Genomic DNA, 12,950 nt, shown 5'->3' with positions numbered 1-12,950 from the left:
CTCTTGATGGTTATCTCCGCGCCCGCTAACGTACCGCCTAACCGGCTATCGCGTTAGACGGTTAAGGGGGAGTGAGGGTGCGCAACACCGCCGTGCTGGTGGCGTTCACCGCGGTGACCAACCTCGCGGACGGGATCACCAAGGTCGCGCTGCCGCTGCTGGCCACCACGTTGACCAGTTCTCCGCTGCAGGTCAGCGGCGTCGCGCTGACGTTGACGCTGCCGTGGCTGCTGGCCGCGCTGCCCGTGGGCGTGCTGGTCGACCGGATGGACCGGCGGCGGTTGTTGTGGGTGGCGAACGCGATGCGACTGGGGGTCGTCGCGATCCTGCTGACCGGGGTGAGCCTGCCCGTGCTGTACGCGGGCGGGCTCACCCTCGGCGTCGCCGAGGTGATCGCGCTGACCTCGGCGGCCGCGCTCGTGCCCGACGCGGTGCCACCTGTCGGTCGCGAACGTGCGAACGCCTGGGTGGCGGGTGCGGAGACGTTGTGCAACGAGTTCTGCGGCCCGTTCCTCGGCGGCCTGCTCGTCGCGGCCGGCACGTCCGTCGCGCTCGGCGCCACCGCCGCCGGCTACGTGCTCGGTATCGGCACGTTGCTGCTGCTCGTGGGCCGGTTCCGCGTGGCGCGCACGCCGTCCGGAACCGTGGGCTCGCAGCTCTCGGAAGGCTTGAAGGTGTTGTGGCGCAACGAGGTGCTGCGGCTGATGTCGCTGGTGCTGACCGTGCTGTGCGCGTGCTGGGGCGCGTGGCTCGCGTTGATGCCGCTGGTCGCGACGACCGCGATGGGGCTGGACGCCGGCGGCTACGGCGTGCTGCTCAGCGCCCTGGGCGTCGGGGGACTGGTGGGCGCGCTGGCGGTGACGACGCTGAACCGCGTGTTCGGCCGCCACACGGTGATGGTCGCCGACCTCGTCGGCACGGCCGCGATGGTCGGGGTGCCCGCGATCACCGGGAACACGGTCGCGGTGGCCGTCGCCGCCTTCCTCGGTGGCCTGGGCGGGACCGTGTGGTCGGTCAACTCGCGCACGATCGCGCAGGAGCTGGTGCCGTCCGAGCTGATGGGCCGGTTCAGCGCGGCGGCGAAGCTGTTCAGCTGGGGTGCGATGCCCGTCGGCGCGGCCGTCGCCGGACTGCTGGCCGAGTGGTTCGACTTCCGTGTCGCCTTCGGCATGTTCGCGGTGGCCGCGCTCACGCTGACGGTTCCGTTCCTGCGGGCCCGAACCGCCTGGTCCGTGCCGGTAGTGACGTAACGCCACGCGTCCATTCGAGACCGTGAGTTCCCGCGGTTTCGTTGACCCTCCGGCCGCGGCGCGCTTTGAATCGGTGCAACTTTCGGCCACTCCTGGGAGGGTCTGTTGACCGGTATCGCGATCATCGGCGTCGCGTGCCGGCTGCCCGGCGCGGCGGACCCCGAGGCGTTCTGGCGCCTGCTGAGCGCGGGCGAGCACGCCATCACCCGGCGCGAGACCCACGGCGGCTTCCTCGAAGACGTCCGGTCGTTCGACGCGAAGTTCTTCGGCATCCCGCCCCGCGAGGCCGCGGAGATGGACCCGCGCCAGCGGCTGATGCTCGAACTGGGCTGGGAGGCCCTGGAGCACGCGGGGATCGTGCCCGCGGCGCTGCACGGCACGGCCGCGGGCGTGTTCGTCGGGGCGATCGGTGACGACTACGCGCTACTGCGACTCCGGCACGGCGTCAACGCCCGCAGTGTCACCGGCCTGCAGCGCGGTGTCATCGCGAATCGCGTGTCGAACGTGTTCGGCTTGCGCGGCCCCAGTTTCACCGTCGACTGCGGCCAGTCGTCGTCCTTGGTGGCCGTGCACCTGGCGTGCGAGAGCCTGCTGCGCGGCGAGTCGTCGCTGGCGCTGGCCGGTGGGGTGCAGCTGAACCTCGCGCCGGAGAGCCACACCGCGATGGCCGAACTGGGCACCCTGTCGCCGGACGGCCGCTGCTACACGTTCGACTCGCGCGCCAACGGCATCGTGCGCGGCGAGGGCGGCGCTTTCGTGGTGCTCAAACGACTTTCCGACGCGCTGGCTGGTGGCGATCCCATTCTCGCCGTGATCCGCGGGTCCGCGGTCAACAACGACGGTCCCGGCGCGCTGACCGTGCCCGATCCCTCGGCGCAGGAAGCCGTGGTGCGGGCCGCTCTGGCGCGTGCCGGTGTCTCTCCCGGCAAAGTGTCCTATGTGGAGCTGCACGGAACCGGCACGAAGGTCGGTGACCCCGTCGAGGCGGCGGCCCTGGAAGCGGTGTTCCCGTCGGTGCGCGTCGGGTCGGTCAAGACCAACATCGGTCACCTCGAGGGCGCGGCCGGAATCGCCGGCCTGCTCAAGGTGGTGCTGTCACTGGTGCACGACCGCCTACCCGCGAGCCTGAACTTCGAACGCCCAGGCGTGCCGCTGCGCAACCTGACCGTGCAGCGGGAGCTGACGCCGTGGCCGCCCGGACTGGCCGGCGTCTCCTCCTTCGGCATCGGCGGCACCAACTGTCACCTGATCGTCGAAAACTCCCCTGTGGATAACTCCATTTCGGCCCCGAAACCGTCAGACCCCCATGAGACGCTTAAGAAGGGGACCTCGCGCCCCCCGGCGGGGGCCGAGGCGGAATCGATTCCGTTGGTGGTGTCGGCTCGTTCGGAAGGAGCGTTGGGGGAGCAGATCGCGCGGCTGCCCTTGGCCACCAAGGACGTCGCGTTCTCGCTCGCCACCACGCGGACGCACTTCGAGCACCGGGCGGTGGTGCTCGGGACCGGTGAAGTGCGCGGCCAGGTGGTCGAGGGTGCCACGGCGTTCCTGTTTCCCGGCGCGGGCGGGCAGTTCGAGGACATGGGCCGCGAGCTGCACGCGCGGTATCCGGTGTTCGCGGCGGCGTTCGACGAGATCGTCGCGCGGACCGGCGTCGCCACCGGTGACCTGGACGACGCGTCGGTGGCGCAGCCGCTGACGTTCGCGGTCTCGGTGGCGTTGTTCCGGCTGCTGGAGTCGTGGGGGATCCACCCGGACCTTGTCCTGGGGCACTCGGCGGGCGAGGTGGCCGCCGCGCACGTCGCCGGCGTGCTGTCACTGGACGACGCGTGCCGGTTGATCGTGCTGCGGTCGCAGCTGTGCCAGCGGGTCGCGGGCGACGTGATGGTCGCTGTCCCGGCCGGTGAGGACGAAGTTCGGCGGTTCCTCGCCGCGGACGTTGAGATCGGGGCGGTCAACGGGCCTTCGTCCGTGGTGCTGTCGGGGCCCGAGGACGCCGTGCTCGCGTGTGCCGGACGCTGGGAGAAGGCCAAGCGGGTGCGGATCGGCTTCGCAGCGCACTCCCAGGCGATGGATCCCGTGCTCGGCGACTTCGAGGAGTTCCTGCGGGGCCTGGAGTTCCAGGCGACCGACACCATGGTGTCCACAGTGGAGGAAGACGCGGCGTTCGACACCCCCGAGTACTGGGTGCGCAACCTGCGGCAGACCGTGCGGTTCGCCGACGGCGTGTCCCGGCTGGCCGACCGAGGCGTGACGCGGTTCGTCGAGGTCGGGCCCGGTGGGATGCTGACCACGTTGGCGCGCTCCTGCGCCGATGGTGCGTTCGTTTCGTTGCTGCGCAAGGACAAGCCGCTGCTACCGGCGATCGCCGCGCTGCACGTGGCCGGTGTGCCGGTCGACTGGCCCGCTATCATCGGCGGCGGCAAGCGGGTCACGTTGCCCACCTATGCGTTCCAGCGGCAGGAGTACTGGTTCGACGCGGAGCCACCGGTGGTGGTCGCGGAGGACCGGGACCTGCTCGAGGTGGTCCGCGCGCAGGCGGCGATCGTGCTCGGTCACGCCGAGCCGGTGGCCGCGGACCGGGCGTTCGCCGACCTCGGCTTCGACTCGATATCGGCGGTCGAACTGAGCGCCCGGCTGTCCGCCGAAACGGGCCGCGCGCTGCCGGACTCCGCGCTGTTCGACCACCCCACGCCGCGCCGACTCGCGTCGCACCTGCGCGGCGACGCCGTGGTGTTCGAGGAAATCGCCCGGTCCGACGAGCCGATCGCCGTCGTCGCGATGGCGTGCCGTCTACCCGGTGGCGTGCGCTCGCCGGAAGACCTGTGGGAGCTGCTCATCGCGGAACGGGACGCGATCGGCGCCGTCCCACCCGATCGCGGCTGGGACCGCTCCTGGCCCGGCGGTTTCGTCGCCGACGCCACGATGTTCGACGCCGGCTTCTTCGGCATCTCGCCGCGCGAGGCGCTGGCGATGGACCCGCAGCAGCGGCTGTTCCTGGAGCTGTCGTGGGAGGTGCTCGAACGCGCGGGCATCGACCCGTCGTCGTTGCGCGGCAGCCGGACCGGTGTCTTCGCCGGCACGTTCGCGCAGGAGTACGGCCCGCCACTGTCCTCTTCGGAGGGCTTCGGCCTGACCGGCACCAGCCCGAGCGTGGTGTCCGGCCGCGTCGCGTACACGCTGGGCCTGGAGGGCCCGGCGCTGTCGGTCGACACGGCGTGCTCGTCTTCGCTGGTCGCGGTGCACACGGCGGCGCAGGCGCTGCGAGCGGGCGAGTGCACGCTGGCGCTGGCGGGCGGCGTGACCGTGCTGTCGAAGCCCGGCATCTTCGTCGACTTCACCCGTCAGGGCGGCCTCGCCCCGGACGGCCGCTGCAAGTCGTTCTCGTCGTCGGCCGATGGCACGGGCTGGGCCGAGGGCGCTGGCATCCTCCTGCTGGAACGCCTCTCTGACGCGCGCCGCAACGGCCACCGCGTGCACGCCGTCATCCGCGGCTCCGCGGTCAACTCCGACGGCGCCTCCAACGGCCTCACCGCACCCAGCGGCCCGTCGCAGCAACGCGTGATCCGCGCGGCACTGGCCTCCGCCAGTCTGTCCACTTCGGACGTTGATGTCGTCGAGGCGCACGGCACCGGGACTCGGTTGGGCGACCCGATCGAGGCGCAGGCACTGCTGGCCACCTACGGCCAGCGCTCCTCCCCGGTGTGGTTGGGATCCCTGAAGTCCAACATCGGCCACACCCAGGCGGCCGCGGGCGTGGCCGGCGTGATCAAGATGGTCATGGCGATGCGGCACGGCGTCCTCCCGCGCACCCTGCACGCCGACGAACCCTCCACCGCCGTCGACTGGACCGCGGGCAACGTCTCCCTGCTCACCGCCGCCCGTCCGTGGGACTCGACCACCCGCCGCGCCGCTGTCTCGTCCTTCGGCATCAGCGGCACCAACGCCCACGTGATCTTGGAGGCCTCCGCCGCGACGGGGATCCCCCCGTTTTCCAGCGTATCGACTTTGAACGCGTCGCAGGCCGCCGCCGGGCGATCTGTGGACAACTCGCCGCCTGTGGACAACTCGCTGGTCAGCGCCGCCTCCGGCCCGGTTTTGTCGGACCCCCATGAGACGCTTAAGAAGGGGGCCTCGCGCCCCCCGGCGGGGGCCGAGGCGGAATCGATTCCGTTGGTGGTGTCGGCGAAATCGGCCGGGGCGTTGCGGGAACAGGTGGAGCGGATTCGGCAGGTGGAGGCGGATCCGGTCGACGTGGCGTGGTCGCTGGTCACGACGCGGGCGCTGTTCGATCACCGGGCCGTGGTCGGGTTGGCCGAAGGTGTCGCGGTGGAAGGGAAGACGGCGTTCCTGTTCCCTGGGCAGGGAGCGCAGCGCGCCGGCATGGGGGAGGAGCTGTACCGGGCGTTCCCGGCGTTCGCCCAAGCCCTCGACGAAACCAGGCACCACCTCGACCTGCCGGACCTGGACATCGACGAGACCGGCCACGCGCAACCCGCGCTGTTCGCACTGCAAGTGGCGTTGTTCCGGCTGCTGGAGAAGTGGGGCGTAAGGCCGGACGTCCTGATCGGCCACTCGGTCGGCGAGCTCGCCGCCGCGCACGTCGCGGGAGTCCTGTCGCTTGAAGACGCCTGCACGCTGGTCAACGCACGCGCGCGGCTCATGCAGGCGTTGCCGCGAACCGGAGCGATGCTCGCGGTGCGCCGCGGCGACGCCGGCGAGTTCGCCGAGCACGTCGCCGCCTACAACGGACCGGACTCCCTGGTCTTCTCCGGCGACGAGGACCTCATCAAGGAGATCGAGCAACGCTGGGGCGGCAAGCGGCTCAAGGTCAGCCACGCGTTCCACTCCAAGCACATGGACCCGATGCTCGCCGAGTTCCAAAAGATCGCCGACACGCTCACCTACCGCGAGCCGCGGCTCCGGATGATCCCCACGGCGACCGGCGACGTGACAACCCCCGACTACTGGGTGCGCCAGGTGCGGGAGCCGGTGCGGTTCGCGGACGCGGTCACCGAGGCGAACGCCAAGCGGTTCCTCGAACTGGGACCCGGCACCCTGATCCCGCTGGTACCCGAACACGCGGCAAGCATGCTGCAGCACAACGGATCCGCCTTGAAGGCCGTCGCGGAGATGTTCGTACACGGCGCCGAGGTCGACTGGAAGAGCATCCTGCCCAAGGGGCGGCAAATAGACCTGCCCACCTATGCCTTCCAACGAAAGCGCTATTGGCCTGGGTCCGATGTGGACGGCTGGCGGTACGAGGTCACCTGGCAGCCGGTGCAAACGGAAGCACCATTGACCGGCACCTGGGCCGTCATCGCACCCGAGGGATGCGATCGAGTGACGGACTGCGTGCAGGCGTTGAAGGCCGCGGGCGCCGAAGTGGTGCACGAGGTCGACAAAGCGGACGGCGTGCTCTCGTTGCTGGCACTGGACGACCGCCCGCACCCGGACCACCCAGGCGTGTCGAGGGGCCTGGTCGCGACCGTCGACCTGCTGCGCAACACAACCGGCCGGACGGTGTGGTGCGCGACGACCGACCGCACGAACCCAATCCAGGCAACGGTGTGGGGACTGGGCCGGGCGGCGAGACACGAGATCCCTAACACCGGACTGATCGACCTCGGCGACGACGTCACACACCTGGGCGCCGCTCTCACCCTGAACGAACCAGAGCTCGCTCTCACCCCGGACGGCGTCCTCGCGGCAAGGATCACCGCGGCCCCGCCCGCAACCGGCGACTGGACCCCGAGCGGCACGGTCCTGATCACCGGCGGCACGGGCGCGATCGGCACGGAGATCGCCAGGTGGCTCGAGGACGCCGGAGCGGAACACGTCGTGCGGGTGAGCCGTACCGGCGGCGACCAAGAATGTGACGTGACGGAACGGGAAGCGCTGCAACGTCTCGCGGATGAGCTTGCGGCACAAGGAAGACCGGTGCGCGCGGTGTTCCACGCGGCCGGAGTCGCCCGCATGGGCGCGCTGAAAGACCTGGACGCCAAGAGCCTGCACGAGGTCATGGCGGCGAAGACCCTGGGCGCGGCGAACCTGGACGCGGTCTTCCCGGACGTGGACGCGTTCGTGTTGTTCTCGTCGATCTTCGCCACGTGGGGCGGCGCCGACCAGGCCGCGTACGCCGCGGGCAACGCCTTCCTCGACGCGCTCGCCTGCCGGCGCCGCAAAAAGGGCCGGAAGGCGACCTCGATCGCGTGGGGACCGTGGGCGGGTGCGGGAATGGCCGCGGACTCGCTCGTCGAGTTCGAGAATTTCACCCCGATGTCGCCGGACGACGCGATCCGTGCGATGAGCCGCGCGATCAACGCCGACACGACGATCACCATCGCCGACCGGCGCGAACCCGAACAAACCACGGAGGTGTTCACCGGCGACCTCGAAATCCTGGTCCGCACACACGCGGCTGCGGTGCTCGGCCACGACGGGCCGGACGCCGTCGACCCGCACCGGGCGTTCCGCGACCTCGGTTTCGATTCACGGGGATCGGTCGAACTGCGCAACCGGCTGGCCAAGGCGACGGGACTGCGGCTGTCCCCGGCGGTCGCGTTCGACGAACCGACCCCCGCCCGGCTGGCCCAGTTCCTGCGGACCCGAATGGCGCCCACCGAAGAACCCGGGGTGCCCGCGGACGATCTCGACTCGATGGATCTCGACGCACTCGTGCGCACAGCTCTCGGCGAAACGAGTTGAGACGGCGGGCCAATTGAGATCGGCGCTGGTCCGGTGGGTTACGATTTCTGCGCGGAATTCGTAACCCAGGGGGTCCTGTGACAGCCGAACCGCTGGTATGCGACACGTGCGGCCAGCCGGTGAGCGCAAAGGCGAAGTATTGCTCAGCGGCGTGCCGGCAACGCGCATATCGGGAGCGAACGCGCTCTGTCGAGAATGTGACAGAACATCCGGTTTGCTACATGGACAGTTTTGTCGGACGTGAGCGTGAACTCTCGGAGCTGACGGCATTGCTGCGGGACAACCGATTGGTGACGCTGGTCGGGCCCGCGGGTGTCGGCAAGACGCGGCTGGCGGTCGAGGTGCTGGTCCGCCGCTCGATGGGCGTCACGATCGTGCGGCTCGCGAACGTCACGCGTGGCGACGAGGTGCGGCGGGCGTTCGTCGACGCGCTGGACGCACGCGGCGGCCACGCGGGCGCGATCGTCGTGGACAACTGCGAGCACGTGCTCGACCACTGCGGTGAGCTGCTCGGCTCGTTCCTCGCGAGCCATCCCGACCTGCGGTTCCTCGTCACGAGCCGGGAGCGGCTGCGCCTGCCCGGCGAGGTCGTCTATCCGGTCGGCAGCATGCCGCTGGGCTCGCGGTCCGACGCCGTGCGGCTGTTCGTCGACCGCGCCCGCGCCGCCGACCCGGAATGGCGGCTCAGCGCGGGCCAGCCGAGGGAGATCGCCGCGATCTGCGCCCGCCTGGACGGGTTGCCGCTGGCGATCGAGCTGGCCGCGTCGCTGGTGCGGCCGTTGCCGCTGACCGAGATCCACGCCCGCCTCGACGAACGGTTCTCGCTGCTCACCGGCGGTTGGCGCACCGCGGAACGCCGGCACCGCAGCCTGCGCGAGGCGATCGCGTGGAGCTACGAGCTGCTGTCGCCGGACGAGCAGGCGGTGTTCCGCCGGCTCTCCGTGTGCTCCGCCGGGTTCGGCCTGGACGCGGTGACCGCCCTCGGCCTGGACGTCGAGCTGGTCATGAACCTGGAAGCGAAGTCGCTGATCACCGCGGTGCGCCGCGAGGGCGCGGCCAGGTTCCGGATGCTCGAGTCGATCCGCTACTACGCGCGCGAGCAGCTCATCGCGCACAACGAGGAGACCGTCTCCTACGAGGCGCTCGTCGCCTGGCTGGCCAGGCTGGCGGCGCCGCTGCTGAGCACGATGATCCTGCCGTACGAGGTGGCGCGGCGGCTGCGGGCCGAGCACGACAACGTGGTGCACGTGCTCGAATGGCTCGCGGGCAGCGGCGACGACCGGCAGCTGCTGCTGGCCGTGGCCGCCTCCGCGGTGCGGCTGCACCACGGCCACCCCGGCGACATCGGCGACGTGCTGGCGTCGGCGTTGCGCAGCACGTCGCACAACTCCGCCTATCGCGGCCTCGCCCTGGGACACATGGCGATCCACACCGCGTGGGCGGGCCGCCACGAGGAGGCCATGCGGCTGGCCGCCGACGCGGTCCGCCTGGAACGCGCCCGCGGTTCGGCGACGCTGCTCGGCCGTGCCCTGCGCGCGTCCATCCAGGTGCTCATGGCGCAGGGCGACACCGACGGCGTGATCACCGTCGCCATCGAGGCGCTGGAGCTCAGCCGCAGGCTGGGCGAGTCGTCCGCGACCGTGCTCGCGCTGGACGACCTCGCCTGGCACGCCCTCGAACGCGGCGAGCTCGACGAGGCGGCCGCCGTGCTCGCCGAAGCCCTGCCGCTGTGCCCCGATATCGACGCCGTCTCCGCGCGCGTCCGCCTCGTGCACACCGCGGGCGCGCACGCGTTGCTGCGCGGCAACCACGACGAGGCCCGCGAGCACTTCGAACGGTCGCTGGTCGAGGCGGGCGAACACCCGCAGGACGTCGCCAACGCGCTGGACGGCCTCGGCGTCGCCGCGATCCGGGCGGGCCGCCCCGAGCACGGGTTGCGGCTCATCGCGGCCGCCGAGAACCTCGCGCTCTTCGCCCACACCGAACGCGCGCGGTGGTGGCTCGACCTGGTCGCGGCCGCCCGGACGGCCGCGATCGAGGCGCTGCCCGGCCCGACCGTGGACGCCGCCATCGCGTGGGGCCACAGCCTGCGGCTGGACGAGGCGACGGCGTTCGCGCTGGACGGCGCGTCGGCGACGGCCGCGGCGTTCGGGCTCAGCCGGCGCGAGACCGAGGTGACCCGGCTCGTCGCTGCCGGGATGGACAACCGGCAGATCGCCAACAGGCTGCACCTCTCGGTCCGCACGGTGGAGGACCACGTGCGCCGCGGCCGGGCCAAGCTGGGCCTGCGCAACCGGGCCGAGCTGATGGCGTGGGCGGCACGACGTCAGGGCTGACGTTTTCGTGACACTTGCAACTCTGCACGTGAGCTGTCGATTTCCTGTGGGTACTGCGTGCAGGTCAGCACGTGCGCCGCTGGGCGCGTGACGTAACACCACGCGTCCAGTCGAGACCGTGTGTTGACGCGAGCGCATTGACCTGGATCGCGCGCCGATTGTTGAATCGTTTCGCAACTCGCCCCATTCCTGTGGCGGTGACGCGTTTTCGCTGCCCGTGTCTCCACAAATTGCCATAAATGGGAAGGAGTACCGTGCTGAGAGGGTTGACACCCGCAGAGTCTTTCCTGACCGGAATCCGCATCAACCACATCGGTGACATTCGTGGCGATGTGGACGAAGGATTGCTCGCAAAAGCAGTCGACGCCGTCGCCGCGACCAGGTCCGCGTTACGTGCGAGCCGCGGTCTGCTGGTGCGCGACAGCTCGCTCGCCGACGAGCTGGCGGTGCCGCTCGGACCGGAGGAGACGTTCCGTGCCACGCTGCTGCCCGGCACCTTCGTGCTCACCGTCGAGCACTCCATCGCCGACGGCCGCGCCGCGCTCGCGCTGTTCCGCGCAATCTTGGAGACCTACACCGCGCTGGCCGAAGGCATGGAAGTTCCAGTCTTGCCGCCGGACCACGGGCGATCCGCGCTCGACGGGCTGCGGCACTGGTCCGAGGCGGACGTCGCCGCACACATCGAACATCGCCGCGCCACGGCTGCCGATGTGCCGCGCGTTCCGTTCGATCACCTGCCCGAAGGCGGCCTCGACCTGCGGCGGCTGCTGTTCGCTCCGGAGCTGACCGGTCGTCTCGCCACCCGCGCGAAAGCCGAGGGCGCCTCGCTGCACGGTCTGATCGCGGCGGCGTTGCTGCTGGCTGCGCGGGCCGAGATCGGTCCCGTGCCCGGCCCGCTCGGTCTTGTGTCCACAGTGGACCTGCGGTCGCGGCTGGTGCCGCCCATGGCGCCGGACGCGTTGACGCACTGCTCCTCGTGGTTCATCGACTCCGTCGAGGTCGCGGAGGACAGTGACCCGTTCGAGCTCGCCCGCGGGATCCGGCGGCGGCTGCGGGCCGCGCTCGACACGGGCTACCCGGAGCTGGAGATGCTGGCGCTCGAGACGGTCGTGCGCGACCCCGGCTTCAGCAACCTAGTCACGGTCAACCTGACCAACCTCGGCCGCGTCACCAGCCCGCGACTTCCGCGCGGGCTCGAGCTGACGGACTGGTCCAGCTACATGTCCTCCGCCGTCGACCGGTGGAATCCCGATGCGCCGCACGGGGTACTGCCCGCCGGTGTGTTCACGGTGGACGGACGGCTCGACATCACCATCCGGTTCCAGTCGCACTGCTTCGGGCCGCAGCGGATCGAGCGGATCCTCGACCACGTGCGCGAGACGTTGACGAGAGGTGCCACATGCTGAGGCGGCTGACGGTGACCGAGTCCGATGTGGTCGCGGCGCGGATCAACTGGCTGTGCACGGTGCGCGGCGGCGTCGACGAGGGCCTGCTGGTCAAGGCGGTCGACGTGGTGGTCGACGGCATGGCGCCGTTGCGGGCGCGACTCGGCCGCGACGAGCACGGGCTGTTCCTGCACCAGCCGGAGGTCGAGGCGCCTGGCCTGATCCTCGGCACCGGGTCGGTCGAGGACGAGCTGGAGATCCCGGTCGGACCCGAGGGCCCGCTGGTGCGGGTCGCGCTGCTGCCCGGCGCCGAGGAGGACATCATCGCGGTCGGCGTCTCGCACAGCATCGCGGACGGCCGCAGCGTGCTCGCGATCATGAAGGAGATCTGGCGCGTCTACACGGCGCTGGTGGAAGGCACCGAGGTGCCGATCATCGAAGCCGACATCCCGGAATCAGCTTTGGCGGGGCTCGCCCACTGGACCGCCGACGAGGTCGCCGCGCACGTGGAACGCCGGCGCGCGGAGGTGGTGCGGGTGCCGCACGTTCCGTTCGAACCCGCGATAGGTGATCGGCCCGAGGTGACGCGGATGCTGATCGACCGCGACACCACCGCCCGCATCGCGGCCGGTGCCAGGGCGGGCGGGACGTCCATGCATGGGCTGATCGCGGCGGCGTTGCTGCTCGCGGCGCGGGCCGAGATCGGCACGTGTGACGAGCTCGGCTTTGTGTCCAGTGTGGACATGCGGCCGCGTCTGGTGCCGCCGTTGCCCGAGGACGCGATCACGCCGTGTTCGGGGTGGTTCTTCGACCGCGTGGACGTGCACGGCGGTGACCCGCTGATGATCGCGCGGGGGATCAATGAACGGCTGAGCCTGGCGGTGTCGTCGGGGGTCGCGGACCTGGACCTGCTGGCGTACGAACAGTTGCGCGTCGATCCGGGCTTCCGCGACCAGACCACGGTGAGCATGAACAACCTCGGCCGCATCCCGGCGCCGCGGCTGCCGCGCGGTCTGCGGATGACCGACCTGCGCACGTTCGTGTCGGTGGCGTCGCGGTTCCGTCCGGACGTCGACCGCGACCCGTTGCCGGCGAGCGTGCTCACGTTCGACGGCCGCCTGGAGATCTCGATCCCGCACCGGCCCGACTGTTTCGGGCAGGTCCAGGTGGCGCGGATCCTCGATCACGTGCGGACGACGCTGACCGGGTGCGCGGCATGACATCCGAGGAGCGTGTGGTCGCCGCGCTGCGGGCGGCGCTGAGCGAGAACAACA

The 12,950-nt window shown here is 70.8% G+C and carries 5 protein-coding genes; all 5 read left to right on the top strand.

What is annotated here, in order from left to right; genetic code table 11:
• Window positions 1-77 precede the first annotated feature (77 nt).
• The 5 genes from QSK35_RS06180 to QSK35_RS06160 all read left to right on the top strand — a co-directional run bounded on the left by QSK35_RS06180 (window position 78) and on the right by QSK35_RS06160 (window position 12,896).
• Window positions 78-1,250: an MFS transporter gene (locus tag QSK35_RS06180; protein WP_285743113.1), complete on the top strand. Its 1,173-nt coding sequence runs from the start codon at window positions 78-80 to the stop codon at window positions 1,248-1,250.
• A 105-nt stretch (window positions 1,251-1,355) separates the two neighbouring features.
• The gene (locus tag QSK35_RS06175) at window positions 1,356-7,955 is read left to right on the top strand and encodes a type I polyketide synthase (protein ID WP_285743111.1); all 6,600 of its coding nucleotides are present in this window, start codon (window positions 1,356-1,358) and stop codon (window positions 7,953-7,955) included.
• 221 nt (window positions 7,956-8,176) lie between these two features.
• On the top strand, window positions 8,177-10,291 hold the full coding sequence (locus QSK35_RS06170) for an ATP-binding protein (RefSeq protein WP_285743109.1): 2,115 nt from the start codon (window positions 8,177-8,179) through the stop codon (window positions 10,289-10,291).
• Between the two features lie 254 nt (window positions 10,292-10,545).
• Window positions 10,546-11,697 (top strand): phthiocerol/phthiodiolone dimycocerosyl transferase family protein, encoded by a 1,152-nt coding sequence (locus QSK35_RS06165; protein WP_285743107.1) that lies wholly within the window; start codon window positions 10,546-10,548, stop codon window positions 11,695-11,697.
• A complete protein-coding gene (locus QSK35_RS06160; protein WP_285743106.1) occupies window positions 11,691-12,896 on the top strand; it encodes a phthiocerol/phthiodiolone dimycocerosyl transferase family protein in 1,206 nt (401 codons plus the stop codon). The genes QSK35_RS06165 and QSK35_RS06160 overlap by 7 nt, the downstream gene beginning before the upstream one ends.
• Window positions 12,897-12,950 lie beyond the last annotated feature (54 nt).

The organism is Lentzea sp. NBRC 105346, assembly GCF_030269605.1.
Lineage (GTDB): Bacteria > Actinomycetota > Actinomycetes > Mycobacteriales > Pseudonocardiaceae > Lentzea.
The sequence above is the reverse complement of the archived record's forward strand: the minus strand, read 5'-3'. Positions and strand labels throughout refer to the sequence as shown.